Source organism: Synechococcus lacustris str. Tous (genome assembly GCF_003011125.1).
Lineage (GTDB): Bacteria > Cyanobacteriota > Cyanobacteriia > PCC-6307 > Cyanobiaceae > Synechococcus_D > Synechococcus_D lacustris.
In genome coordinates this window covers 39713-65362 of record NZ_PXVC01000004.1, presented here as the reverse complement: position 1 = coordinate 65362, position 25650 = coordinate 39713, and the positions used below count along the sequence as shown (strand labels likewise).

Sequence of the window (25650 nt, the reverse complement as noted above, 5' to 3'; positions counted from 1 at the left end):
TTTGCCATTGCCCGTTACCTTTGAATTCATTCGCTCAGGTCCATGGGGAGGATCGTTGGCATCGACCTCGGCACTACCAATTCAGTTTTGTCTGTTTTGGAGGGGGGGCGCCCAGTTGTTGTTGCCAATGCCGAGGGCTTGCGTACCACCCCATCGGTGGTGGGCTTCAACCGTGAAAAAGAGTTGTTGGTGGGCCAGGCCGCCCGTCGCCAATTGGTACTCAACCCACGCAACAGCTTCAGCAATCTCAAACGCCTTATCGGTCGTTTGTGGGTTGAGCTAGACGATGCCAGCCAGGCCGTTGCCTACACAATTCGCGCCAACGATCAAGGCCAGGTGCGGGTGGTATGCCCTGGCATGGAACGGGAGTTTGCTCCTGAGGAGCTAGTTGCCTGCCTGTTGAGAAAACTTGTAGACGATGCCACCACCTACTTGGGGGAACCSGTTGAAGCGGCGGTGATAACCGTTCCAGCCTATTTCGATGATGCCCAGCGCCAGGCCACCCGGGATGCGGGTCGCTTGGCTGGTTTCAGCGTTGAACGCATCTTGAATGAACCCACGGCAGCGGCCCTCGCCTACGGCTTTGATCGCAACCGTTCCCAAACGGTTTTGGTTTTTGATCTTGGTGGTGGCACCTTTGATGTTTCTGTTTTGAAGATTGCCAATGGTGTTTTTGATGTGAAATCCACCAGTGGCGACACCCAACTTGGCGGCAACGATTTCGACCAACGCATTGTTGATTGGCTAGCCGATGCCTTTCAGAAAAATCATCAGATCGATTTGCGCCGCGATCGCCAAKCACTGCAACGATYGTTAGAAGCGGCTGAAAAGGCAAAACAGGAACTATCGGGCACCCAGCAAACCCAGATCTCCTTGCCTTTTATCGCCACAGCTCCCGAGGGGCCCCTGCATCTGGAAATAAACCTGGATCGCCGCACCTTCGAGGGCCTTTGCCCAGATTTATTAGATCGTTTGCTCCGGCCTGTTCAAGAAGCGCTTCGCGATGCCGGTTTRGCCCCCGAAGACATCGATGAAGTTGTGCTGGTGGGCGGCGGCAGCCGCATGCCRATGGTGCAACAACTTGTGCGCACCTTGATACCTAAAGAACCAAGCCAAAACGTCAATCCCGATGAGGTTGTAGCCATTGGCGCCGCAGTTCAGGCCGGAATTCTCACCGGKGAACTGCGCGATTTAATGCTCAACGACGTAACCCCGCTTTCAGTGGGCCTTGAAACCATCGGTGGTGTGATGAAGGTRATCATCCCCAGAAACACCCCGATTCCGGTGCGCCGATCGGATGTATTCAGCACATCGGCAGCAAATCAATCAACGGTTGATATCCAYGTGCTCCAGGGTGAGCGCCAAATGGGCAGTGATAACAAATCCCTGGGCCGTTTTCGTTTGGCTGGTATCCCCCCAGCCCCAAGGGGGGTGCCCCAGGTTCAGGTTTCCTTYGATGTGGATGCAAACGGAATCCTGCAGGTTTCTGCCACGGATCGCACCACTGGAAGGCGTCAAAGTGTCACGGTTCAAGGCAGTTCCAACCTCAGCCAACAGGAAATCGACCAGCTTTTAGCTGAGGCWGCCAGCAAAGCCCTTGAGGATCGCCGCAAACGTTCGGAGGTTGATCGCCGCAACCGCGCTGAAACCCTTATCGCCCAAGCGGAACGGCGCCTGCGGGATGCCTCCCTTGAGTTAGGGCCCTACGGCGCAGAACGCCAGCAACGCAGTGTTGAGAGTGCMCTTAGGGATTTGCGTGATGGCCTCGAACAGGTGGATGAACGGGAGCAGGATCTTTTGGTAAGCCAGTTGGAGGAAGCCCTTTATGGCTTAAATCGCCGCTTGGCAGCTGAGCGCCGCGAGGGGGAGTCGGGGGGGCCATTACAGGGKCTACGCAGCACCCTTGGCTCGCTCAAGGATGAATTATTTGCCGACGACGACTGGGATGATTGGGATCGCTCAAGTAAAAGACCTGATGATCCCTGGGGGCGCTATTGAGTTCTTCCATGGTTTCGCCTAACCCCACCGACCACTGGGAAGTGTTGGGTTTAGAGCCCGGCGCCAATCAGCAGGCCCTAAAGCAGGCTTTTCGCCGCCTGGCGCGCCGCTGGCACCCAGATCTAAATGCCAATGATCCAGTAGCGGAAGAGCGTTTTAAACKAATAAACGAGGCCTACGCCGTATTGAGTGACCCCAGCCGGCGTGGCTTGTGGGAAGGGGGCGASCAGAAGGAAGAACAGGATCCCTTTGCCACTGGTTTTCCTGATTTTGAAACCTATTTGGAAGCCCTGTTTGGCAAGTTTCCTGAACCTGAACCTGAACCCAGCRGTTGGCCCGCAACCACCCCAGGCCCACCGCCGCCACCAGTGCAGGCCCAAGGMAACCAGGAAACGCTGATAAAACTCACTCCCCAGCAGGCCCTTGATGGCACCAGTGTTCAAGTGGCTTTACCCGATGGCCTGGTGGTGGAGGTGCAAACCCCCGCTGARGCCGGTGATGGTTGGCGACTGCGGCTAGAGGGGGTGGCTCCCGGAGGTGGCGACCATTTTTTGCTGCTGCAGGTGCGCACCGATGAGGATTTGCGCATCGATGGTTTGCGGGTGYTTTATCGGCTTGATCTACCCGCACCCCAGGGGGCCTTGGGTGCCCAGGCCGTGGTGCCCACCCTYACAGGACCTCCGGGCACATCAAGCGGCCAGTTGTTGCGCTTGCGGGGTAGGGGGCTTGAGCGCCAGGGCCGGGGGGGTGATCAAATAGTTGAGGTGAGGCTTGTGGTGCCGGATGCCTGCAGTGAAGCTGAAACAGCCCTYTATCGGCGTTTGGCTGAACTGCTGGAAGAATGAGCTAAGTGAATGGGGGCTCAGTTGAGCGAAAAAGTGCACGTATTGCTTTTTGATGCTGGCAGCGATGCTGAAGGTATCCATTCCCTMGAACTAAATGGCCGCACTGTGGTGTTGTTATTTGCCGATCAAGACGATGCTGAACGCTATGCAGGCCTGCTCGAGGCCCAAGATTTTCCCTGCGCCACCGTTGAGATGATCCAGAGGGACGAGGTTGAAATTTTTTGCGCCCAGGCTGGTTACGAGGCCCGATTTGTGCCAACTGGCTTCCTACCAAAATCAGCTGAAGAGCGCCTACTKCTTGCCCCACCTGAGCACAACCTWGATACCAATAGTTGGAAGGAGCAAACAGATTTAGATGCCTTTCGCCGCTCCCTTGAAGGTTTGCTATGAACCTTGATCGAGGCCACCTTTTAACAGAACAGGCCAATGGTKCAAGCGAAAATCTTGATCAACTCAGTTCCCTAGAACTGGCGGCACTCTTTGCAAGCGAAGACAAATTGCCTCAACAGGCGGTTGAAGCAGCAGTGCCTCAATTAGCCCAGGCGATTGATGCCATCAGTTTGCGCTTAAAACAGGGCGGGCGTTTGTTTTATTTAGGGGCTGGCACCTCTGGCCGATTGGGGGTGCTKGATGCAGCTGAATGCCCGCCAACTTTCTGTAGCGATCCCAGCTTGGTGCAAGGGGTTCTAGCCGGTGGGGCGGCCGCCCTGTTGCGCAGTTCTGAGGGGCTGGAGGATTTATTTGAAGGCGGCAAAGCTGATTTGCAAACCGCTGGATTCAATTCAAGTGATGCCTTGGTTGGCATTGCTGCTGGYGGCACCACCCCCTATGTGTTGGGGGGKCTTASTTATGYCCAAGAGATTGGYGCCMTTGCCATTGCCATGGCCTGTGTACCAGCAGAGCAAGCACCCATGCCTTGCCAGATCAACATTCGCCTGCTCACTGGCGCCGAATTACTCACGGGGTCTACAAGGCTTAAGGCTGGAACCGCCACCAAGATGGCCTTGAACATCATTTCCACTGGGGTGATGGTGCGGCTGGGCAAGGTGTTTGGTAACCGCATGGTTGATGTGGCTGTTACCAATGCCAAGCTTGAAGATCGGGCCCTGCGCATACTGGCCCACCTGGCTGGCGTRGATCGCAGCCAAGGAAAACTGCTACTGCAACAGGCCGGTGGATCAGTGAAGGTTGCCCTATTGATGGCCGCTGCTCAGTTGCCAGCCGCAGATGCCGTTGCTCTGTTAGCCGCCTCGGCTGGAAATTTAAGGCTCGCTTTACAGGCAAGTGGCTTTCAATTGAAMGGGCCCCAATAGGGAGTTGTGAATAGATCAAGCCGCTCYCGGGTTGGGGCGGGTACGTGTTCTTTAGCTGTCATCAAGGCATTGGCCAGGGCTGTGTGGGCTTTGCTGCTGGGCCTCAGCTGGTGGAGCTTTGCAGCCGCTTTTGCTACCACTTCTTGGGCAGTGGCAGCATTTGCCTTGAGATTTGCTATCACCATTTCCACGGTTACGGCATCGTGGTTGGGATGCCAGCAGTCGTAGTCGGTAACCATGGCAAGGGTGGTGTAGGCAATTTCCGCCTCCCGTGCTAGGCGAGCTTCCGTGTGGTTTGTCATGCCGATCACATCACAACCCAAGCTGCGATAAAAATTGGATTCTGCTTTTGTTGAAAAAGCAGGACCTTCCATACACAAATAGGTGCCGCCGCGGTGCAAATGCCGCTCGGGGGGCAACACCTCTTCAACCGCTTCGCACAGCAGTTTYGACAGCTCTGCGCAGAAGGGTTCGGCCAAAGACACATGGGCCACAGCCCCCTCACCAAAAAAACTGCAGGGGCGCTGATGGGTGCGGTCTAGGAATTGATCGGGYACCACTAAATCAAGGGGCCGCAAAGCTTCCTGCAAAGAGCCAACCGCTGAACAGGAAATGATCCARCGCACCCCAAGGGAGCGCAGGGCCCAAATGTTGGCGCGATAGGGCACCTCAGTGGGTAGAAAGCTGTGGTGGCGCCCATGCCTGGCCAAAAAAACCACCTGTGCATCGCCAAGACGACCGCGGCGCAAACTATCCGACGGTTTGCCAAAGGGGGTGTTGAGCTGCAGTTCCTCCACATCACTCAGGCCCTCCATTGCATACAAACCACTGCCCCCCAATACGCCAATAAGGGCTTCGGGCATGGAGCTGGGGGAGGGGTTCGCAGAGGTCATCTCGATGTGCCAAGGTTCACCCATTCCACACTGGAACAGCACCAATGACCAAGGCTTTGATGGATACGGATGCGGGCCAACTCGAGATCGAGTTGTTCGACACCGATGCACCGCAAACAGTGGCTAATTTTGTGAARTTGGCAAACGAAGGCTTTTATAACGGCCTTGCCTTCCATCGGGTGATCGATGGATTTATGGCCCAGGGGGGATGCCCAAATAGCAGGGAGGGGGCAAAAGGTGTTGCAGGCACAGGCGGCCCTGGCTACATGATCAACTGCGAGATCAATAAAAACAAGCAYCARGCAGGTAGTCTTTCCATGGCCCATGCCGGTAAGAACACCGGTGGCAGTCAGTTTTTTCTKTGCCACGCCGCCCAACCRCAYCTTGATGGGGTTCACACCGTTTTCGGTGTTACGGGTAATTTAGAAGTGGTTCTTGCCATCAAAAATGGAGCACGTATTAATAAGGTAACTATTCAATAAACTGCTAGGGTTTAACCCATTAAATGGCCCAGTTTTTTTGCTTTTGTACTTAGATAATCAGCGTTRTGTTCCCCTGGATTTATCACCAGGGGGCAGCGCTCAACCACCTCGAGGCCATAGCCGCCAAGGCCTGCGATTTTGCGTGGATTATTAGTAATAAGCCTTAGGCGATGCACTCCCAGATCAAAGAGAATTTGGGCGCCTACGCCGTAGTTGCGTAGATCGGCCGCAAATCCCAAACTTTCATTCGCTTCCACCGTATCAAGGCCACCGTCCTGCAGGGAGTAGGCCTTTAATTTGTTGATCAAACCRATGCCGCGGCCCTCCTGGCGCAGGTAAACCACAACGCCACAACCTTCTGCTTCAATCATGCGYAAGGCAGCCTCCAGCTGGGGCCTGCAATCGCAGCGCAGGGAGCCAAAGGCATCTCCSGTGAGGCACTCTGAGTGCACCCTCACCAAAATAGGTGAATCAGATTCCTGAGGATTTCCCTTAACAAGGGCTAGATGGTCTTGTCCGTCAAGGCTATTGCGATAACCAATCGCTTCAAATTGACCAAATTGACTTGGTAAATTTGCAGATGCTTCGCGTACAACAAAGCGTTCGTTTTTCAGGCGATAGCTAATTAAATCTGCGATGGTTATTAAACATAATTGGTGCTCTTGGGCGTATTTGTGCAAGTCGGCTAGCCGCGCCATCGAACCATTKGCATTTTGGATTTCGCAGATCACCCCAGCTGGATATAGGCCCGCCAACCGCGCYAGATCAATTGCTGCCTCGGTGTGACCAGCCCGTTTTAAAACACCTCCATCTTTTGCCCTCAGGGGGAACACATGGCCAGGTCGGCGCAGGTCTTTGGGAAGGCTTTCAGGATGCAGAGCAACTTGAATTGTGCGGGCTCGATCTTCGGCGGAAATACCGGTGCTCACCCCCTGTTCAGGGCCCGCATCAATGCTCACGGTGAAGGCGGTTTGATTGGCATCGGTGTTGTTATCAACCATCAAGGGCAATTCGAGCTCATCTAAGCGGCGCCCCTCCATGGCTACGCAAATCAAACCCCGAGCTTCCGTTGCCATGAAATTGATCTGCTGCGGGGTTGCAAATTGAGCGGCGCAGATCAAATCGCCTTCGTTTTCACGATTTTCATCGTCTACCACCACCACGCAGGCCCCGGCCCGAATCGCATGCAACGCCTTTTCGATCGAATCGAATTGAATATCAAGGCCGTTGGCGGGTTGGGCAGCCATGGGAAGGGATAACTGATGTTTGTTATAAAGCTTCTTGCGTGCCTATCGATCACTAAAGTTTGCGCTAATCAAGTTGCTCCATGGCCGTAGCTAGTAGTTCCCCGCGGCGGGTTGCCGTTATTGGTGCCTCGGGTTATGGCGGTTTGCAAACCCTGAGGATTTTGCAAAATCACCCTGGCTTTGAGCTCAGTTTTCTTGGTGGGGAGCGCAGTGCAGGTAAAAGCTGGTTTGATTTATGCCCTTTTTTGCCACTGGCAGAAAATTTGGTGGTGCAGAATCCAGAGCCAGATGCCATAGCAGCTGCAGCAGATTTTGCTGTGCTCAGCCTCCCCAATGGTTTAGCCAGTGGCTTGGTGCCCCGGTTGCTCCAGTTAGGGGTAAGGGTTGTTGACCTATCGGCCGACTACCGATTTCCAAGCCTKAGCCAATGGGCGGCCACCTATAGCAGTGAAGCAAAAGAGTTCGATCGGGCAGATCAAGAGTTTTGCTCCGAGGCGGTTTATGGCCTGGTGGAATGGGCCATGGAGCAATTACCTAAGGCTCGMTTAGTGGGGGCCCCTGGTTGCTTCCCAACGGCCAGTTTGCTGGCGCTGATGCCCCTGCTRCAGCAGGGCTTRATTGAAGGGGAAGGAATTGTGATYGATGCCAAAACTGGCACCTCAGGGGGTGGTCGTGCCCCTAAGGAGCATTTGCTTTTGGCAGAAGCTGCTGAAGCGGTTGCCCCCTATGGGGTTGTGGGCCATCGCCACACCGCCGAGATTGAAATGCTTGCCAGCAAGGCAGCCGGTAGGAATATYCAACTTCAGTTCACCCCCCATTTGATKCCGATGGTTAGGGGCCTGCTGGCAACYGTTTACGGTCGCTTGCGGGACCCAGGTCTTACGGCAGAGGATTTAACTACTTTGTATCAAGTAACCTATAAGAATCATCCCTGTATAGATATATTGCCAGTTGGTACATATCCCTCCACTAAATGGGTTAAACATACAAATAARGCRCTTATATCAGTAGCTGTTGATAAGCGCACTAGCCAGGTTATTGTTATGAGTGTTATTGACAATTTAATTAAAGGCCAAGCCGGCCAAGCGGTTCAATGCCTCAATGTAATGACAGGTCAAGCGGTTGATGCAGGCTTGCCAATGCTTCCATACTATCCATAAACCAATTGCCTTACTTTTGAAAATATCGCTGGAGCAAATATCAGATGTTCCTGTTCTTGTATTTTAAGTTTCAAGCTCTCTAATGTGTCAGATGGTTGGATCTCAACCTCCGCCTGGGCAATTATTGGGCCAGCATCAACATTGAGCACCACCTCATGGACGGTGCAACCACTTTTTTTTGCACCAGCGGCAAGGGCTGCTGCAATCGCAGCRCTTCCTTTAAATTCTGGCAGCAGGCTTGGATGAATATTTAGCAATCTTCCACTTGGGAATGCATCGATAAGTTTTGCTGTGATTATTCGCATCCAGCCAGCCAAAACAACCAAATCAATTTTTGCCAGCTGCAAGGCCTTAAGTATGGCATCATCAAAATTTTCACGGCTATCAAAATTACGGTGATTAATCAGCARCCAGGGTATGYTGTATTTTTCAGCCCGCTGCTGGGCACCACAACCTGGGTTGTTAATGATTAATAATTCAATGGTTGCTAAACCYTGYTKATGATCGCGGCAATAGTGAAGCAATGCCTCAAAATTGCTTCCAGATCCGGAGGCGAGTACCGCTATACGCATTGCTCTACTTCCATTGCTCTATTCCAATTAGMGAATTACGGCTAGCATAGTTTAGGGCTAATTATCCGTTGAGGTATTTATTGGTGATCGGTCCCCATTATTGGCTTGATTTAAGCAATGCTTCAAGCCAGCGTTTCCAGGTGGAGCTCAAATGCACTCCCCAAACCAGTCGGATCAAATTGCAGCTTCCCGTTTGGACCCCTGGTTCCTATTTAGATCGAGCTTACGCAAGGCATCTTGAGGGTTTAGTTGTTTTTCAGGCGGATCAACAGTTGTGTGCAAGGCGMTTAACCAGTAGCAGTTGGCTCCTAATTGTTCGCCCCGGCCTTGAGCTCAGCATTAGCTATGGCCTCCTGGCTGTGGAAGCAAGCGTGCGCAGCAATTGGCTTGATCAAGGGCAMGGCTTTTTAACAGCTGCTGCCTGGGCCCTGGAGGTGGAAGGCCAGCGCTGGTTTAGCCATACCCTATCTCTGAAGCTACCGCTGGGATGGCAGGTTGCCACATCGCTTAGCCAGCTTGGGGATGGCWTATACAAGGCTGATAACTACGATCAATTGATYGATTGCCCCATCGCCTTAGGTGCGATGGAGGAGATAACTTTTGATGTGGGCGGAGTGCCCCACCGCTGGGTTTGGCAAGGTTTGATAAAACCAGCGCCATTGGATCAATGGCGCTGGCAATTGCCATTGATTTGCAGCACTGTTTGCCGCTTGATGGGAGTGGAGCATCCGCCGGCATCTGTTTATTTATTTATGATTCGTTTTTGCCTTAATGGTTTTGGCGGTTTAGAGCACGATAACAATACGGCGCTTATGTTTAGCCGAAATGAGCTAAATACGCCAGCAGGCGTACGCMRSCTTTTWCAACTTGTAGCCCACGAATATCTACACCAGTGGAATGTAAGAAGATTAAGGCCAAGGGAGTTAACGCCGTATAATTATTCAGCTGAAACAATCACAGCTAGCCTTTGGTTTGCAGAGGGAATTACAAGTTATTATGATTCCCTGCTTGTTTTGAGAGCAGGTCTTTGTAGTAWTGCTGATTATTTTGATGATTTAGGAAAAGATATTAATAGGTATCTTTGCACTCCAGGTAAGGCGGTGCAAAGCCTTGTGGCAAGTAGCGAAGAGGCCTGGATTAAACTTTACCGAAGGGATGCCCATAGTGATAATCAGCAAATTAGTTACTATTTGAAAGGTCAATTAGTGGCCCTTTTGCTTGATATACATCTTCTATCTAAGGGCTTTTGCCTAGGGCAGCTTCTTCAGGAATTGTGGCAAAAATTTGGAATTTATCAGCGCGGCTACAGCCCTGAGGATTTATTAAATGCAGCCGCTAAATTTGATGATAAACTGCTATCAATTTTGCCAATATGGCTTAACAGTATTGAAGATCTACCGCTGGAAAGTAATCTTTTAATGGTTGGAATGCGCCTAGCTAGTGCCGATGCAAAGCATGCATTTAGTGGCATAGGTTTGGAGTTAAACAATGGTGAGTTGCGCATTTGCAAGCTCGCTCGTGATAGCCCTGGTGAATCTGCTGGTTTGTGTGTGGGTGACGAAATACTAGCCATCGATGGCGAGCGATGCAGATCGATTGATTTCTTTGATCAATATCTGCAGCCAAATTATAATCATCGCCTATTGATTAGCCATGATGGTTGCATATCTGAAATGCTGCTCTGCCCATCCATTATTAAGCCCTTAAGCTGGAGCTTGGTTGAGGATCCTGATGCAGCTTCAGATGCAATTAAGCTCCGCTGCCGTTGGCTTCAGGGGCATGGGTAATGTTMAGGCAACATTTTAGATCCAAAAAAATTAAACTCGCAGCCTGCTTTGCCTTGGCGTTTGGAAGCTATTGGCTTGCAATTTATKTGCAWAAAAAATATCTTATTAATAGGAATAGCAATGCTKTTGCTGGTATATCAATTCCAAGGATAAATGARCAAAGYTCTAAAACACCGTTGCCGCCAACGCAGCCTGAGTGGAAATCACCTCTGATCATGAATTGCCCTAAAGCAAATCCTGATTTAAGATCTAGATTATTATCAATGGATCTTAAGTTAAGTGAGRTTAAGGCGCATCCTTCCAATTATGGCGAGCGTGTAAAAATTGACAGTTTTGGACAAAAACTAAACCCTAAGCCTGCTGTAATTGTATTACATGAAACAGTGTTTGATGTGAATTCAGCTATTAATACATTATTAACCCCCCATCCATCCGATGAAGATCAGGTYAGTTATCACACCCTGGTTGCTAGGAGCGGGGAGATAGTTCAATTGGTACCTCCATCATTTCGCGCCTATGGGGCAGGACATTCAGCATTTAAAGGCCGGTGGATTTTCTACAACAAAAATCTAAGCGGATCTATTAATAACTTTGCTTTGCACGTGAGTTTAGAAACCCCTGAGGATGGTTTTAATGATGATCTTAATCACAGTGGTTACAGCAGTGCCCAATATGACGCATTGAGCCGAGTGTTGGCTGATTGGATGATTCGCTACCAAATAGCGCCGGAGGCCATCACAACCCATCGCCACGTTGATTTAGCTGGCGCTAGGGCTGATCCGAGAAGTTTTAACTGGTTGCAATTGCAGAAGAGATTAACAGCTTTGCAACTAGTGTGTAAAAATCATAAYAACTAGATCAGTGCACTTGCAGTTGGCTTTTGGTTGCCATATACCAAGCCATGCAAAGCAGGATCTTGCATATATTTGAGAATTCTGGTGGGGTAGTCGAGCTTGCCGTTGTGTAAATAGGCAAGTGTTGCCAGCAGATGGGCTTCTCGATAGCTTGTGCTGGAATTTGAATTATTTCCAGGTTTAGCATCAAGGGCGATGATTAACCGATGCATTTTTTCAGCAAGTATTGCGATATTTCGTTCTGGATTTAAGAGCTCACTCTTAGCCCAAGCCAATTGCTGAGGGCTGGGATTTTTKGGTAATAAGCCTTGATGGATCAGTTCCTCAACACCTAATTGAGCCAAACCATGGGTTTTAAACAGTCCCGATTGAACAGCTAAGGGCGTGTCTTCTCCAGGTTTTGCATGCTGAAGTTCGTCGTAGAGGATTGCAGCTAAAAACATTGGATTTATTCCTTTTGCCTTTGCTTCACGCCGCAAGGTAGGMGTTAGGGCCCCCAAACGATCCAGGGTTTGATTTCTTAAGGGCAGCCAGTGGTCTAGCCCAGCGGTGAAGAGCTGGGCTATGGGGGTTTGGGGACCGTGCACGCCAAAACGCTTCTGCAATAGTTGCAGCTCTTGAGCGCTGAAATCCGCTGGATCCGGTCTAGGTGATTCGGCCTGAGCTGATCTACTCAGATCGATTTGGTTTGAATSAATWTCTCGGCTCGGATCTGCAAAGGAACCCGCTAAAAATAATGTCAAAGCAAAGCTGAAGCCAGTTAGGACGGGCTTTTTCAGCGGCTTTAGTTGTGGCAGGGCAGGTAGCTGAATGGCTAAAAACCAACCAAATCAATATTAAATGCTTTTTTTATTGATCCCCWKGGTGGGTGCCAGTAGTTCAAATGCTTAAGCCCACTACGTGCCATAACCCCATCGTCACCAAAGCTGAATAGTCTGCAGTGCAGATCGTTTTGGGCATCAGATGGGCACCTCGAGCATGGCCGGCTCCCTTCCTGATCTAGACATATCCRACGGCGCTGGCCAGTGGCAGCGTTTTTGCAATTTGCTCTGGCACCACGAATCCCTTGGCATGTGGCTTGATGTAAGCCGCATGCAGCTGAATCAGCCCCAGCTTGATCAGTTTGAGCAGCCCTTTGCCAAGGCATTTGAGGCAATGGCAGCGATTGAGGCCGGCGCTGTTGCCAATGCCGATGAAAATCGCCAGGTGGGCCACTACTGGTTGCGAAATTCAGCWTTGGCTCCAGATCAAGAAACCGCAGCTCACATAGGTGAAGAAGTTGCACGAATGCAGCAATTTGGTGCTGATCTTCTTGAGGGAAAAATCAAAGCCCCCAATGGCAGCTYATTTAGCAATGTGCTTTGGATTGGAATTGGTGGTTCTGGCTTAGGTCCCGTTTTGATGATTCGGGCCCTGCAGGAAAACGGCAAAGGTTTGCCGTTTCATTTCCTAGACAATGTTGATCCCGATGGAATGAGCCGCCTGTTTAACGCAATCGGCCCATCTMTGCCAACCACTTTGGTGGTGGTTGTTAGTAAGTCTGGTGGTACACCAGAACCTCACATCGGTATGGTGCAGGCAAGGCACCGTTTTGAGCTTGCCGGTTGCCAATGGAGCCAGCATGCAGTGGCAATCACCATGCGCGATAGCAAATTAGACAAAGAAGCAGCAGAACAGGGTTGGTTGAATCGCTTCGATATGTTCGATTGGGTGGGTGGGCGCACTTCGATTACCAGTGCTGTTGGTGTGCTGCCGGCTGTTCTTGCTGGTATCGATAGCGCTGCCTTTCTTGCGGGAGCGGCGGAAATGGATTGTGCAACCCGGCTGCCAATTTTGTTGCAAAATCCGGCTGCCTTAATGGCTGCGAGTTGGTATGTGGCTGGCGATGGCAAGGGTAAACGCGACATGGTGGTGCTGCCCTATCGCGATCGTTTAGAGGTGTTTAGTAGATATCTACAGCAGTTGGTGATGGAATCYCTCGGCAAGCGTCTTGATAGGAAAGAACAGGTTGTTCACCAAGGAATCGCTGTATATGGCAATAAGGGTTCAACGGATCAACATGCCTATGTTCAACAACTTCGGGATGGGATCGATAATTTCTTTGCCACATTTATTGAAGTATTAGAAGATCCAACAGATATACCAATGCTTGAGGATTCCTACCCTGGTGATTTCCTTGATGGATTTTTACAAGGCACAAGAGCTGCTCTGTCTGAGGGGGGAAGGCAAAGCATAACGATCACTCTGGAAAAATTTAAYGCAAAAAATCTTGGCGCCCTAGTGGCTTTATTTGAAAGGGCCGTTGGTTTATACGGTGAACTTGTTGATATCAATGCCTACCATCAACCCGGTGTTGAGGCGGGCAACAAAGCTGCTGCCGAAATCCTTAGTTTGCAAAAACAAGTTGAATCATTGCTGCAGGATGGTGTGGAGCGTTCTGTGAAKCAGATCTGCGAYGAATTAGCAAATCCCACTGCCCAGGAGCCAGTTTTCTTCATMCTACGGCATCTATGTGGCAATGTTCGCGGAATAATAGCTAAGGGYAACTGGAGTGACCCCTTGAGCTTAACTTTTAAAAAAGTTTAATTTAAAAAGTTATTTTAAAACTATGTAATAACAATGAAAAAAACAGTTCAGGCTTACATCGAGGAAATTCCTAATTGGCAGGATGGATCCTCCCTTGGCAAAGCACCCCTATCTGGGATGCAATGGTTGGTTTGGAGCCTTGCCACTGCGGGCAAGTTTTTTGAAGGCCTGATTGTTTTCATGGGTGGAATAGCACTTCCKTTGGTTTCTGAGCAGTTTTCAATTGATCAAACAACAAAAGGATTCATTACTGCTGCTACATTRGCTGGAATATTAATAGGTGCTCTCTTTCTTGGYGGGCTGGCTGATCGCTTTGGCCGAAAGCCGGTTTTTATAGGAGAGATGKTTTTGCTATTGATTGGATTATTAGGTGCATCATTTAGCAGTAGTAGTGAATTGCTTATATTTTGGCTTTTTATAATGGGCTTAGCCCTTGGCGCTGATTATCCAACAGCCCATTTAGTTATTTCYGAGAGCATACCAGCCTCAATTCGCGGCAGGCTTGTATTGGGTGCTTTTAGTTTTCAGGCCTTGGGAGCTGTAATCGGTACGGCGATCTGTGCGGTTGTTTTGAGTTCTAAACCAGAACTGAGTACCTGGAGGATTTTCTATTTATTACCTRTTATCCCCGTTGCTCTTGTTGCWTGGGGGCGAATATTTTTGCCTGAAAGTAGCCATTGGCTCCTTAGTAAAGGGCATTTAACTAAGGCTGAAAAGCAGCTTCGCAAACTCTTAAATAGGCAAGAYATAAGTTTATTGCAACTAGAAATTGCCGAGGAGGGAGTGGTAAAGTATAAATCAAGTAAATTCGGAGATCTTTTCCATGGTAAGCAGCTCAAATCTACAATACTTGCYTCTTTGCCATGGTTTCTCCAGGATATTTCTACCTATGGAATTGGTATTTTTACRCCAATAATAATTGCAGCAGCCTTYGGCGCAGAGGCCCAAGAGCATAATCTTTCCGCTYTAATCCATAACGATTTACTTGGTGCCAAGGGAACTGCCCTAGTTGATATTGGCTTTTTAGTTGGCATTGCTTTTGCCATATGGCTTTCAGATAAGTTGGGTAGRATCCCTTTGCAAATAGCTGGCTTCATAGGTTGCGCCCTTGGYCTTTTAATTGCAGCGGCCGGAAATTTCAATGGTGCCAATAATATAGTTTTAATTGGAGTTGGCTTTTTCCTGTTCCAATTTATGACGAATCTAGGGCCAAATTCTCAAACTTACTTAATTGCTGGTGAAGTATTTCCTACTAAAATTAGAGGAGTAGGCGCTGGATTYGCTGCTGCATSTGGCAAGGTTGGAGCGGTAATAACCGCTTTCTTTTTTCCTGCTTTGCTAARTGGTTTTGGGGCAGACCGCTTGCTTCCATTGCTTGCCSTAACYTCATTAATTGGCGCCTGGATTACTTGGCTTTATCGAGTRGAAACAAAAGGTGTTAACCTGGAAACGATATGATYTCACTWTATTGAARCTMTTATTAWATTGGCACATTAAATAAGGTTTCTAGGATAATTGATTTTTCTGGATAATYCTTTKCATTTAACCCTGGGGCTGGTAATACAAAAACTTSGCAACCKGCTGCAAAMGCYGCAGTTGCCCCTGCGGGGGAATCCTCAAATGCCCAGCAATTTTTTGGATCAACATTTAATTGTTTTGCGGCTTCAATAAATAAATCGGGGGCTGGTTTTCCCCTATCTATGTTTGCGTCATCTCCATGGACCCGCACTTTTATCGATTCCAACCATGGGTGTGGTTTTAGTTTTACCAATACCGCCTGCATGCCACTGCTAGTGGCAATGGCCATGGGTATATTTTTTTTGTGGCAAAGCTCAACCAGCTCCCTTGCTCCAGGCATGGGTTGGGCATTTGAAACCAGGGATTGAGATATTGGTTGTTGAATTGCCAARAGCTCCTCACTGCTTATTTGTAGGTTTAATTTTTTAATTACCGCCGCCGCATTATCAAAACGATTGCGGCCCCTGAGCTCCAGCAATAGGCCTTCAGGCACGTGGGCGCCAAAATGCTCGATGCTTGCGGCCCATGCTCTGCTGTGCAGAGGTTCCGTATCTARCAAAAGGCCATCAAGATCAAAGAGGCAGCCGGCGGGTTTGATTTGCCGCAGGTGTTGGAGCACAGCGTTGCTGGGTACATACCTCTGCATCTTCTCCTGCTTTTTTACTTTGACGACCGAGGGCTTGTCGGTTAGATAACTGTTTAAGCAACCTTGCAAGGGCGATTGCCCCCCCAGTGATGACAGACATGGCCATTGAATCTGTTCTCAAGGAAGAGCGCACCTTTGATCCCCCAGCAGAGCTCTCCCAAAGCGCTGCCATCGGTTCCWTGGCCAGCTACAGGCAGCTTGTGGCGGAGGCAGAGGCAAACCCCGAGCTCTTTTGGGGAAGCCATGCCAAGCGGGAGCTCCATTGGTTYAGYCCATTTAGCCAAGTGCTCGATTGGACTAATCCGCCGTTTGCCCGCTGGTTTGAAGGGGGCACCACAAATATTTCTTACAACTGCCTTGATCGCCATCTGCAAGGCCCCAGGGCTGATAAACAAGCGCTTATTTGGGAAGGGGAACCAGGCGATAGCCGTATTTTTACCTACAGGCAACTCCACCATGAGGTTTGTAAAGCTGCAAATGCCCTTAAAGCCCTTGGTGTTGAGCGGGGCGATTTAGTTGCTCTTTACATGCCAATGTTGCCAGAGGCCGCCATCGCCATGTTGGCCTGTGCGCGCATTGGAGCTGCCCATTCGGTTGTATTTGGTGGTTTTTCAGCGGAGGCCCTTAGGGATCGCCTCAATGATGGCAAAGCAAAATTAGTGATCACAGCTGATGGTGGATTTCGCAAAGATAAAGCCGTAGGGCTCAAGTTAGCCGTTGATGACGCCCTTTCCCAGGGCTGTGAATCTGTGCAAAAAGTATTAGTTGTGCAACGCACTAAGCAAGAGGTTGGTATGCAGAACGGTCGTGACCATTGGTGGCACGATTTGGTTGATTGCCAATCATCAGCTTGCGAGGCTGAACCTATGAATAGTGAAGATAGATTATTTGTACTTTATACATCAGGTTCCACTGGSAAACCAAAAGGGGTTGTTCACACCACAGCTGGTTACAATTTATGGGCTCACTTAACATTTAAATGGATATTTGACCTGAAGGAAAATGATATACACTGGTGTACTGCCGACGTTGGATGGATTACAGGTCATAGTTATATTGTTTATGGTCCACTMTCTAACGGWGCCACAACATTGATGTATGAAGGAGCTCCAAGGGCTTCTARTCCTGGTGCTTTTTGGCAGATCATTGAGAAGCATAAAGTTAGTTTGTTTTATACAGCGCCAACGGCTATTCGSGCGTTTATGAAAAGTGGTAGGCAGGTGCCAGATCAATTTGATATGAGCTCATTGCGTATTTTAGGCAGCGTTGGTGAACCTATTAATCCTGAGGCATGGATGTGGTACAGGGATGTTATTGGCTCAAATAAATGTCCAATTGTTGATACTTGGTGGCAAACTGAAACCGGTGGCGTGATGATCAGTCCCCTTGCGGCTGCAACCCCAACTAAACCTGGTTCTGCAACATTGCCCCTACCTGGGATTACCGCTGCAGTAATGGATGCCAATGGTAATTTATTAGCTGCAAATCAAGGTGGTTATTTAGTAATCCTTAAACCATGGCCGGGCATGATGCGAACATTGCAAGGAGATCCAGAGCGATTCCGTTCAAATTATTGGTCGTATATCAAGCCGGCTGATGGTTCCACTATTTACTTTGCTGGCGATGGTGCCCGCAGGGATGAGGCTGGTTATTTCTGGGTGATGGGTCGTGTGGATGATGTGATCAATGTTTCCGGCCATCGTTTGGGTAGCATGGAAATAGAATCRGCCCTTGTTAGTCACCCTGCAGTAGCCGAAGCGGCAGTTGTGGGGCGTTTTGATGATTTAAAGGGMGAGGCAATTGTTGCTTTTGTAACCCTTCAGGTTGATCKGCTTGGTAGCGAAGAATTAGTGGCTGAATTAAGGGCCCATGTGGGCAATGAAATTGGCCCTATTGCAAAACCAGACCAGATTAATTTCACAGATTCATTACCTAAAACCCGTAGCGGTAAAATCATGCGACGGATTCTTAGGGCTTTGGCATCTGGTGAAGAGATAAGTGGTGATACAAGTACCCTYGAAGATCGTTCTGTTCTTGATCAGTTGCGTAATGATGCTTGAGTATTCCACCATTCTGTAATCGCTGCTGCCAAACGATTTAATTGCCGCTGGCGTGAACCGTCTGTGATTCCCGCTAGAAATTGCTGCCTTAATCCAGCRCTTGCAGGGGTGAGATGATCACCGCTAAGTTCCAATTGTTTAACATTACTAGAYGGATTTTTGTTTAGGCATTTAAGCAACAGGTTGCTCTGGTCTAATTCGTCGCTCTTAAATTTAATAATAAGTTGATCTTTTGGTGCTTTAATATCGCTAATAATCTGCATCGTTTCATCTGGGCCTGGGCTGAATTCACTTGTTATACCTAGCCTTGGTGCCAATTCATTGAAAAATGGAATTGAGCGGCCAGCTGAAAAATTATTAAAGCTCATGTGGGCCTGGGCTTTGCAGCCCCGCCCTTGGTCGGGGGCCAGTAGRTGCAGTTTGCAGCCCATGCTGTGGCCAAGTCTTAGGCAAGCTAAATTCTGTTGCTCTGCCCTAAAAGAACGCCAAGCATTAACAGCTAGGTATTGATGATCAAAATTTGGTACGAATGGCCAGCAGTGGATRAGCCAACCCTGTTCAGCTAGWGMTTCTAACAGCCTGCGGTAACTCARCTGGGGTGTTGCTCCTAAGCCGCTGCCGCCAATAAACTGAATTAAGGCCTTTGGTTCCCTTGGGCGATATACCCATAGTTCACCTAWTTGCTGCCAGCCCATTAAGAATTAAGCATTTCCAGGGTTGTTTTTGCCTTGGCAACATGGGCATTTGCGTCAAGCATTGCATTAAAMACAAGTTTGACTATTTTATWTTTGTCAATAACATATGTTACTCTTCCTGGTAGTAAAATCAGTGAATTGGGTACGCCAAATTGTTGGCGTAGTTTATTTTGTTCATCCACTAGAAGTGGATAGGGAAGTTGATGGCGTTCGGCAAAGCGTCTGTGGCTCGWTGCWCCGTCGCCACTCACACCCCATACCTCTGCTCCCAACTGTTGGAGTGTTGCATATTGATCTCTGAAGGAACATGCCTCAATGGTGCAGCCGGGGGTGTCGTCTTTTGGGTAGAAAAACAGCACTAATGCCTTTTCACCAATGTTGTTTAAGCATCGCTCTATTCCATTTTGATCCTTCAGGCTGAAGGCCGGAGCCTTGTCTCCAACGGCAATAGACATGGCATTACTGCATTGGCGCCCCCAAACCCTAGACAGATTCTTGCTGGCTTAGTGTTTTGCTGGGACGATAGAACCAGTGAATCCCCATAAATGGCTGCAGCATGGCAACAACCCAGTTTGTTAACTGCGTTGCCCCAACAACTTTTGATCATCGACACTGAAACCACTGGTTTAGAGCCAACCTTGCACCAGTGCCTAGAAGTTGGCGCAATCCTTTTTTCCGTTCCCCATCGCTGTGTTTTAAGCCAACTCTCCTTTYTATTGCCGGCAACTAGTAACCCGGCCATTGCCGTTAACGGCATCGATCCAAAKGCCACCCAGCTATCCCAGCCCTGGCACCAGAGTTTGCAGTTGTTTGAAGCGATGGCCGCTGCRGCCGATGTGGCTGTTGCCCACAACGCTTGTTTTGATCGCCGCTGGTTTGGTTGCGGCCAGCTTCCCTGCCTTGATATGCCTTGGGTTTGCAGCATGGAGGATCTGGCTTGGCCMAAGGCCCTTGGTTTGAAAGCAAGGCCATCGTTGAGGGATTTAGCCCTTGCTTTTTCAATTCCCGTTTGGGCTGCCCACAGGGCCCTAACGGATTGCATCTACATAGCCCAAGTATTTGAGCGTTGTGATGATTTAGAGGCTCTRCTTTTGGAAGCTCTCGAACCTCGCCAGCTTTATCAAGCTCAAGTTAGCTACGCCCAAAGGCAATTAGCTAAGGATGCTGGGTTTCGCTGGAATGAACCAATTAAGGGGGCTTGGACCCGTCGCCTCAGCCAAAGGCARCTGCAAACCTTGGAATTACCATTTGAAGCAAAACCGTTGGCGGGTTAATCATTGGCTTTTATGCTGGAGCCATGGCAGCCAGCRCTTTGCTAAACCTGCAACTTTGCACCTGGCAAAGGGCCCGCACATGGGCAAGGCTCATCCGTGAGGCGGAAAATCTTTGGCATGGCGAGATTCGTGATCTGCAGCGGCTTGGCGCCCTTGAATTAGATCAGCTGTTACACGAAATCCCCCAAAGTTTAAAACCAAGGATTAATCGTTGGTTGCAGGTATACAGAGCGGCAACTCGCTTGGTTTAACTAATTTCTTCCGCTGCATTACTTTTGATTGTGCAATCCGAGGTGGGATAACTAACGCATAGCAGCGCATAACCCTGGGCCATTTGCTCATCATCYAAAAAGCTTTGATCTGCTTGATCAACCGCTCCACTWATCAACTTGCCCGCGCAGGTCGAACAGGCMCCTGCCCGGCATGAATAGGGCAGATCTACCCCGGCGGCATCAGCTGCATCGAGTATGTAGCTGTCGTCTGCACAGCTAAAGCTCTTTCCAGCTTCGATCGTGATTGTGTAGCTAGCCATGATYGCTGAATCTTTATTCCTTGATAGCAGTAGCAATGCTTAAAGGCAAAAAAAAACCGGCAATTGCCGGTAGTTTTTAATGATCAATCGGAGCGGCGGGATTTGAACCCACGACCCCCACTACCCCAAAGTGGTGCGCTACCAAGCTGCGCTACGCCCCGAACCTTTGAAAAGTAACACAGCAGCAAGTGCCTAGCGTTGTTTGCGCAATTGCTTTAGCAAGCGCAGGGTTAGGTGTTCTCGCAACTGCCTTTGATATCCATACAAACGGCGGCTGCGGGCAAGGGCCCTCAACTCCAGCATGCTTAGGGAGGCAAGCATCAATTCCGGCACTCGCTTCCAGGCCGCAGATGTGGCCGGTAACGAGGCTTCYGAATTGGAATCCTGTAGCTGGGCAAGGGCATTGCCAGCTAGCCATTCAGGCACCAAAACAAASAGCACCGCAAGCAGTCCATAGAGCTCCACAAGGCCCTTTGGCAGGGGGTGAAGGGGCTTGTTTGGTTGTTTAGGAGAAKGGTTGTTGGTCACACCTGTTCCGTGCGATGGCAGCGGGTTTTGCTKAGTAGGTCTTCGATGGTTAGTTCATCACCACTGAGCACAACGCTCAATCTTTCATTGGCATAACGGGTTAAGGCAAAGGCCTTCTGATCTCGAAACAGATTTGTTTTATAGCCCCTGTGGTACATCGAGGCTTGGCTGTCGTTGCGTTCCAGCAGTAATTCACTGCTRTCGGCGCAGCGATAGGTTTGCTTCAGCTCATAGTGTTCCCACCAGGGGGAAGGACCTGAGTGAGCCGAATTTGCTGTAAAAAACAGTGGTGCAGCAAGGGCTAGAGCCCAAAGCCTCACCTTGTTAAAGCWCGATTGGGCTGTTCTCACCACGCAGCACACAGTGGCTCACCGACCAGTCGTAATGGCTCCAAACCTTTTCTGGCAGGAGGTAGTGGCAGCCTGGAAAGGGGCCAAGGCTCACCCTGGTTGGTTGTGCTGAGCAGTAAGGGCGGCTTCCAGGCTTGGCCAGGTACTGCTGGTGGTATTCCTCAGCGGCATAGAAGATTTGATTCAGTTTAATTTCAGTGCTGATGGCAGCAAAACCCTTTTCGGTTAATAAATTYTGATAGGCATCACAGCTTGCCTTGGCAATCGCATCAAGGTTTGGATCGTTTGTGTARATAACCGATCGATACTGACTGCCGCGGTCATTGCCTTGRCGATCACCCTGGGTGGGATCGTGGCATTCCCAAAAGAGCTTGAGTAGATCGCAGAAATCAACAATTTGCTTGTTCCAAACCACCCTYACCACCTCAGCGTGGCCAGTGCGMCCACCACAAACTGCTTCGTAACTAGGTGAAGCGCCATTGCCACCGGCATAACCAACGGCGGTGSTAACAACCCCTGGCAATCGCCAAAAGCCTTTTTCTGCACCCCAAAAGCAACCGCAGCCGAAGATCGCCTCAGCTTGGTTCGGTCCCGCCTCGGCATCGATAAAACTGCCAAGCACAAAATGTTTGGTTGATTCGGCCATTAGGCGTTGCTGCTGCTTTGCTCCCTTGGTTCTAATGCAATGTGATTAAGCAGCGTTGTGGTGAAAGCAAAAACCAAAAATGGCAGCGATAGCACCAGGATCAAACCCACGGCCACCAAGGCAAACAGGGGTCTGCTGGCACCCATCAAGCTCAATGCTGTTGCAAGGCTGATAAAGATCAAGCCAACCCATGCCAGCACCTGGCCGTATATGTCCCCAAATGTGAGGGTGCAGCTCATGCGGTAGGCGTGAATGTTGCCCATGGCGGCCTTTGCTATTTGTTCAACTATGGACAATCAACTGGCTGGAAATGAAAAAAATGGCACTTCTTAAACAACTGCTTAGCGAGAACAACTGTTTAGCGAGCGGCCACTTCTAGRTCAGTRCTGGCCTTTTCCCTTTCCCATAGGCGCCGATAGGTGCCCTCCTGGCCCACYAATTCCCGGTGGGTGCCCTCTTGAACCAACTGGCCATCAACTATCACCAATACCCGATCACAGGCGGCAGCCGCAGATAGTTGGTGGCTTATGAACAACACCGTGCGATGTAGGTCGATGGTTAGGGATTGCAGAATTGCTGCAGCGGTGCGGTTATCTACGCTGGCAAGGGCATCATCAAGCACAAGAAGTGGAGCATCAACAAGTAAGGCGCGGGCAAGGGATGATCTTTGCCTTTGGCCACCACTAAGGGTGATACCTCTCTCACCCACAAGGGTTTGATAACGATCTGGAAAGCTTTCAACATCGGCCTTGAGTTGTGCTTGCTGAACAACTCTCTCTAGCTGCASAATTTCAGCATTTGGATCCCCATAGCAAAGGTTTTCTGCAAGGGTTGCTGAAAATAAATAGCCCTCCTGGGGCACCATTGCAATCTGTTTGCGAAGKTCGGCGAGTTTTAGGCAAGTGATGTCTTGTCCATTAATAAATAGTTGGCCKGATGGAACCTCCAACATGCGCCCTAAGGCTCTTGCCAGGGTTGTTTTACCGCTGCCTACAGGGCCTACCACTGCCACCAACTCACCGGGCTTAACGCAAAAACTAAGCTTGTTTAAAGAATTTTTCCCAGCGCCTGGATATCGCACACACAGGTCCCTTGCTTCGATACTTGCCCCTGTGGAATTTTCTTGCAACTYATCTGCCCTAATTGGATCTTGAATGCTTGCCTCACGGCTAAGTAGGTCTTCAACTCTCTCAAGACTCACCTGTCCTGTTTGGAATGAACTGAGGGTGAAACCCAGTAAAGCRGTRGGAAATACAAGGCGTTCAATATAAAGAATAAGGGCAATTAATCCGCCTAATGTGAGGCTGCCGCGCTCCAGTTGACCGCTACCAAGAGCTAAAAGTACGAGCAGTGATAGTGAACTGATGCCCTCTAGTAATGGGAAAAGAGTGCTGCGGGTGCGGGCGAGGGCAATGGCGGCATCGCGATAGCGTTTGCTTAGAGATGCAAATGCACCTACCTCTGTGGGTTCTTGCCCATAGATTTTGATTGCACTAATTCCTGAGAGATCCTCTTGGATTAAATCGCTTAATTGGGCAAGATTCTGCTGTTGTTGGCGCTGTTGGCTCATCATGCGTCCCCCCGAGGCGCCCACCACCACCAGCATCAATGGGTAGAGGATGATTGCCGCCAGGCTTAGCCAGGGGTCTATGGCCAGCATTGCTGGCAGGGTGAATGCATAGGCAAGGGCTGTGTTTGCAAGGCTTAATACCGCGAATCCAAGCAGCCGCCGTACATTTTCCACATCACTTGTAGATCTGCTAATCACTTCGCCGCTGCCAGCGGTTTGTACCCAGCCGGGCTCCTGTTTCAACAAATGATCAAAAATACGTTGACGCAACAAGATTTCCACCTGCCTGCCGGCGCCAAAAACCAATACCCGCGACCAAAGCCTTACCCCGGCCATGGCGCTAGCAAGCAGGGCAATCCAAAGGGCTTGGTGGAGTAGATCGCCAAGAGAAAAGCCTGGCTTGAGGCTGTTTACGGTTCTTTGCACCAACAAAGGCAATGTGGTGCCGAGCAAATTCACCACCAAAAGAGCCAACGCCCCCCGCAAAAGTTGCTTGCGTTGGGGCCGTAAATAACGGGCAATCAAACCCAGTTTCAACGAAGCAAACATCCAATCCCTCCCCTCACACCCAAACTACGTAGCAATCAACCCCAATGGAGGTGCCATGGCGATTGAGTCCCCCCAGTCCCATCCCCTGTATGCCCTAGATCGCAACATTGTKGATGGTTTGCTGGCTGCTAAGGAGCCAACCAGTGGGCAAATGGTTGATGCCGCAAGGCTTTTTAATCGCTATCAGGGTTTTCCAGGTGCCACCGACCTTAAAGAAGACCTGGAAAAAACCCTGAGGCTCTGGGGTTTTGATCGCAATGAACTCAACCGTCGCTGTAGGGAGCTCTGGAGCACTGGTTATCTGCCTGGTGAACAGCTCAATGCTCAACCTGGCAGTGAGGTGGGATCGCAAGTGGGCAGTGGCTTTGATTCAACCGATAGTGAAAATGACGCCTAGATCACCCGAATTGGCCACTTCTTAGGCGATTATTAAGAGGTCCCCATCACCTGGCCCGCGATGCTTAGCATCCGGGTCTTTTTTTTAGCTATGCAAGTGGTTCAGCAGCTCCCCGCCTTGTTGGAGCGCCTTCTCCAAGGGGAATGCTTGGCTGAAGAGGATGCGGCCGGGTTGATGCAGGCCTGGTTGGAAAACAGTCTTAGTGCSGTTCAAACCGGTGCTTTTCTAGCTGCCCTGCGYTGTCGCACCCCCTCAGCAATTGAGCTATCAGCCATGGCCTTGGTGCTGAGGGCAGCGGCACCGCTGCCCTGCAAGCGCCCCGATGGGCCTCTGCTCGATAGTTGCGGCACCGGTGGTGATGGTGCCAATAGTTTCAATATCTCCACAGCCGTTGCCTTCACCGCCGCCAGCTGTGGGGTAAAGGTGGCTAAGCATGGCAACCGYAGTGCAAGCGGCAAGGTTGGTTCAGCAGATGTGCTGGAGGGGCTTGGCATTCAACTAACAGCTCCTTTGGAATCAGTTGTTGGTGCAATCGATCGAGCCGGCGTTAGTTTTTTGTTTGCCCCTGGCTGGCATGGCTCCCTGGCGGCGCTTGCCCCYMTGCGCCGCAACCTTGGCGTGCGCACCATATTTAATCTTTTAGGCCCTCTTGTTAATCCACTTGCCCCTGAGGCCCAGGTGTTGGGGGTGGCSGACATTAATTTGTTGAAACCCATGGCTGGGGCCCTCAAAAATTTGGGTTTACAGAGGGCTGTGGTTGTTTATGGCCATGGTGGTTTGGATGAAGCGAGCCTCGCTGGAACAAATGAATTGATTGTTTTAGATGCAGGTGAATTGCACGCCCAGCAATTAGATCCCACCGCCTTTGGCTTGAGCCTTGCGCCCCTTGCTGAACTTGAGGGCGGTGATCTCGTAACCAATCAAGAAATTCTTAAGCGGGTGTTGCAAGGCAATGGCAGCAAGGCCCAACGGGAGGTGGTTGCTCTTAATACAGCTCTGGCGCTTTGGTGCAACGGTTCAGTGCAGCATTGGGGTGATGGTGTGGAACGTGCCCTAGCRAGCCTTGATAGTGGGGAGCCATGGMAGCGTTTACTAGCCCTCCGCTCTGCCCTAAACCCCGTTGCGGGATGATCCTCTTAATTAAAAAA

27 protein-coding genes, 1 tRNA gene and 1 pseudogene are annotated in these 25650 nt (G+C 50.1%); 15 read left to right on the top strand and 14 right to left on the bottom strand.

The window, feature by feature from the left end; translation table 11 throughout:
* The first annotated feature begins 42 nt into the window (after positions 1 to 42).
* Genes dnaK through murQ form a run of 4 tightly spaced genes read left to right on the top strand, consistent with a single transcriptional unit; the run spans position 43 to position 4156 of the window.
* A complete protein-coding gene (gene dnaK, locus C7K08_RS01940; protein ID WP_106498961.1) occupies positions 43 to 1998 on the top strand; it encodes a molecular chaperone DnaK in 1956 nt (651 codons plus the stop codon).
* Between the two features lie 8 nt (positions 1999 to 2006).
* On the top strand, positions 2007 to 2843 hold the full coding sequence (locus C7K08_RS01935) for a DnaJ domain-containing protein (RefSeq protein ID WP_106498960.1): 837 nt from the start codon (positions 2007 to 2009) through the stop codon (positions 2841 to 2843).
* Between the two features lie 9 nt (positions 2844 to 2852).
* Positions 2853 to 3233 (top strand): DUF3110 domain-containing protein, encoded by a 381-nt coding sequence (locus C7K08_RS01930; RefSeq protein WP_106498959.1) that lies wholly within the window; start codon positions 2853 to 2855, stop codon positions 3231 to 3233.
* Positions 3230 to 4156 (top strand): N-acetylmuramic acid 6-phosphate etherase, encoded by a 927-nt coding sequence (gene murQ, locus C7K08_RS01925; protein WP_106498958.1) that lies wholly within the window; start codon positions 3230 to 3232, stop codon positions 4154 to 4156. Before C7K08_RS01930 ends, murQ begins: the two co-directional genes overlap by 4 nt.
* Here murQ and mtnP read toward each other — a convergent pair.
* Positions 4135 to 5019: an S-methyl-5'-thioadenosine phosphorylase gene (gene mtnP, locus C7K08_RS01920; RefSeq protein WP_241536965.1), complete on the bottom strand. Its 885-nt coding sequence runs from the start codon at positions 5017 to 5019 to the stop codon at positions 4135 to 4137. The two genes, murQ and mtnP, sit on opposite strands and share 22 nt — an antisense overlap.
* 74 nt (positions 5020 to 5093) lie before the next feature.
* Between mtnP and C7K08_RS01915 the strand changes: the two genes are divergently transcribed.
* Positions 5094 to 5531 (top strand): peptidylprolyl isomerase, encoded by a 438-nt coding sequence (locus C7K08_RS01915; RefSeq protein WP_106498957.1) that lies wholly within the window; start codon positions 5094 to 5096, stop codon positions 5529 to 5531.
* A 17-nt stretch (positions 5532 to 5548) separates the two neighbouring features.
* Here C7K08_RS01915 and ribBA read toward each other — a convergent pair.
* A pseudogene (ribBA, locus tag C7K08_RS01910) lies at positions 5549 to 6778 on the bottom strand (bifunctional 3,4-dihydroxy-2-butanone-4-phosphate synthase/GTP cyclohydrolase II); the annotation flags it as partial.
* 80 nt (positions 6779 to 6858) lie between these two features.
* On the opposite strand from ribBA, the gene argC reads away from it, so the two are divergent.
* On the top strand, positions 6859 to 7938 hold the full coding sequence (gene argC, locus C7K08_RS01905) for an N-acetyl-gamma-glutamyl-phosphate reductase (RefSeq protein ID WP_106498956.1): 1080 nt from the start codon (positions 6859 to 6861) through the stop codon (positions 7936 to 7938).
* On the opposite strand, the gene purN is transcribed toward argC, so the two are convergent.
* Positions 7929 to 8510, bottom strand: a complete 582-nt coding sequence (gene purN / locus C7K08_RS01900; protein WP_106498955.1) for a phosphoribosylglycinamide formyltransferase — start codon at positions 8508 to 8510, stop codon at positions 7929 to 7931. The genes argC and purN overlap by 10 nt on opposite strands.
* A gap of 83 nt (positions 8511 to 8593) precedes the next feature.
* Here purN and C7K08_RS01895 point away from each other — a divergent pair, with 83 nt between their 5' ends.
* Positions 8594 to 10297 carry a M61 family metallopeptidase gene (locus C7K08_RS01895; protein ID WP_153062408.1) on the top strand — a complete coding sequence of 568 codons (1704 nt, stop codon included), beginning with the start codon at positions 8594 to 8596 and terminating at the stop codon, positions 10295 to 10297.
* A 176-nt stretch (positions 10298 to 10473) separates the two neighbouring features.
* Positions 10474 to 11154 (top strand): N-acetylmuramoyl-L-alanine amidase, encoded by a 681-nt coding sequence (locus C7K08_RS01890; RefSeq protein WP_241536964.1) that lies wholly within the window; start codon positions 10474 to 10476, stop codon positions 11152 to 11154.
* On the opposite strand, the gene C7K08_RS01885 is transcribed toward C7K08_RS01890, so the two are convergent.
* A complete protein-coding gene (locus C7K08_RS01885) occupies positions 11151 to 11894 on the bottom strand; it encodes a helicase DnaB (protein WP_241536963.1) in 744 nt (247 codons plus the stop codon). The two genes, C7K08_RS01890 and C7K08_RS01885, sit on opposite strands and share 4 nt — an antisense overlap.
* 235 nt (positions 11895 to 12129) lie before the next feature.
* Between C7K08_RS01885 and C7K08_RS01880 the strand changes: the two genes are divergently transcribed.
* Together C7K08_RS01880 and C7K08_RS01875 are read left to right on the top strand one after the other, a co-directional pair.
* Positions 12130 to 13737, top strand: a complete 1608-nt coding sequence (locus C7K08_RS01880; RefSeq protein WP_241536962.1) for a glucose-6-phosphate isomerase — start codon at positions 12130 to 12132, stop codon at positions 13735 to 13737.
* 117 nt (positions 13738 to 13854) lie between these two features.
* Positions 13855 to 15195, top strand: coding sequence for an MFS transporter (locus C7K08_RS01875; protein WP_106499005.1), 1341 nt, complete (start codon positions 13855 to 13857; stop codon positions 15193 to 15195).
* Positions 15196 to 15217: 22 nt separating this feature from the next.
* Here C7K08_RS01875 and C7K08_RS01870 read toward each other — a convergent pair whose 3' ends face one another.
* Positions 15218 to 15901 (bottom strand): HAD family hydrolase, encoded by a 684-nt coding sequence (locus C7K08_RS01870; RefSeq protein WP_106498950.1) that lies wholly within the window; start codon positions 15899 to 15901, stop codon positions 15218 to 15220.
* A gap of 89 nt (positions 15902 to 15990) precedes the next feature.
* On the opposite strand from C7K08_RS01870, the gene acs reads away from it, so the two are divergent.
* Positions 15991 to 17961, top strand: coding sequence for an acetate--CoA ligase (gene acs, locus C7K08_RS01865; RefSeq protein ID WP_106498949.1), 1971 nt, complete (start codon positions 15991 to 15993; stop codon positions 17959 to 17961).
* Here the strand turns inward: acs and C7K08_RS01860 are convergent.
* Positions 17940 to 18656, bottom strand: coding sequence for a DUF1350 family protein (locus tag C7K08_RS01860; RefSeq protein WP_106498948.1), 717 nt, complete (start codon positions 18654 to 18656; stop codon positions 17940 to 17942). The genes acs and C7K08_RS01860 overlap by 22 nt on opposite strands.
* Complete coding sequence (locus tag C7K08_RS01855) at positions 18656 to 19111, bottom strand: peroxiredoxin (RefSeq protein WP_106498947.1); 456 nt, start codon at positions 19109 to 19111, stop codon at positions 18656 to 18658. The genes C7K08_RS01860 and C7K08_RS01855 overlap by 1 nt, the downstream gene beginning before the upstream one ends.
* Before the next feature lie 90 nt (positions 19112 to 19201).
* Between C7K08_RS01855 and C7K08_RS01850 the strand changes: the two genes are divergently transcribed.
* On the top strand, positions 19202 to 19930 hold the full coding sequence (locus tag C7K08_RS01850; RefSeq protein ID WP_106498946.1) for a 3'-5' exonuclease: 729 nt from the start codon (positions 19202 to 19204) through the stop codon (positions 19928 to 19930).
* Positions 19931 to 19953: 23 nt separating this feature from the next.
* Positions 19954 to 20181, top strand: a complete 228-nt coding sequence (locus C7K08_RS01845) for a hypothetical protein (RefSeq protein ID WP_106498945.1) — start codon at positions 19954 to 19956, stop codon at positions 20179 to 20181.
* Here the strand turns inward: C7K08_RS01845 and C7K08_RS01840 are convergent.
* The 7 genes from C7K08_RS01840 to C7K08_RS01810 form a co-directional block, all read right to left on the bottom strand.
* The gene (locus C7K08_RS01840; protein WP_106498944.1) at positions 20178 to 20462 is read right to left on the bottom strand and encodes a 2Fe-2S iron-sulfur cluster-binding protein; all 285 of its coding nucleotides are present in this window, start codon (positions 20460 to 20462) and stop codon (positions 20178 to 20180) included. The two genes, C7K08_RS01845 and C7K08_RS01840, sit on opposite strands and share 4 nt — an antisense overlap.
* Before the next feature lie 87 nt (positions 20463 to 20549).
* Positions 20550 to 20623 (bottom strand) — tRNA-Pro (locus C7K08_RS01835).
* A gap of 31 nt (positions 20624 to 20654) precedes the next feature.
* On the bottom strand, positions 20655 to 20990 hold the full coding sequence (locus C7K08_RS01830; protein ID WP_106498943.1) for a hypothetical protein: 336 nt from the start codon (positions 20988 to 20990) through the stop codon (positions 20655 to 20657).
* Positions 20987 to 21310 (bottom strand): hypothetical protein, encoded by a 324-nt coding sequence (locus C7K08_RS01825; protein WP_133165138.1) that lies wholly within the window; start codon positions 21308 to 21310, stop codon positions 20987 to 20989. The genes C7K08_RS01830 and C7K08_RS01825 overlap by 4 nt, the downstream gene beginning before the upstream one ends.
* Positions 21311 to 21314: 4 nt before the next feature.
* On the bottom strand, positions 21315 to 21986 hold the full coding sequence (gene msrA / locus C7K08_RS01820) for a peptide-methionine (S)-S-oxide reductase MsrA (protein WP_106498941.1): 672 nt from the start codon (positions 21984 to 21986) through the stop codon (positions 21315 to 21317).
* Positions 21986 to 22249 (bottom strand): hypothetical protein, encoded by a 264-nt coding sequence (locus C7K08_RS01815; protein WP_106498940.1) that lies wholly within the window; start codon positions 22247 to 22249, stop codon positions 21986 to 21988. The genes msrA and C7K08_RS01815 overlap by 1 nt, the downstream gene beginning before the upstream one ends.
* 95 nt (positions 22250 to 22344) lie before the next feature.
* On the bottom strand, positions 22345 to 24105 hold the full coding sequence (locus C7K08_RS01810) for an ABC transporter ATP-binding protein (RefSeq protein ID WP_106498939.1): 1761 nt from the start codon (positions 24103 to 24105) through the stop codon (positions 22345 to 22347).
* A 55-nt stretch (positions 24106 to 24160) separates the two neighbouring features.
* Between C7K08_RS01810 and C7K08_RS01805 the strand changes: the two genes are divergently transcribed.
* Positions 24161 to 24502, top strand: coding sequence for a DUF3288 family protein (locus C7K08_RS01805; protein ID WP_106498938.1), 342 nt, complete (start codon positions 24161 to 24163; stop codon positions 24500 to 24502).
* Between the two features lie 90 nt (positions 24503 to 24592).
* A complete protein-coding gene (trpD, locus tag C7K08_RS01800; protein WP_106498937.1) occupies positions 24593 to 25633 on the top strand; it encodes an anthranilate phosphoribosyltransferase in 1041 nt (346 codons plus the stop codon).
* Positions 25634 to 25650 lie beyond the last annotated feature (17 nt).

What these genes read in the sequence shown, in the direction of transcription:
- C7K08_RS01815 (WP_106498940.1), bottom strand. Translation starts at nt 22,249, where the DNA reads ATGGGCAACATTCACGCCTACCGCATGAGCTGCACCCTCACATTTGGG.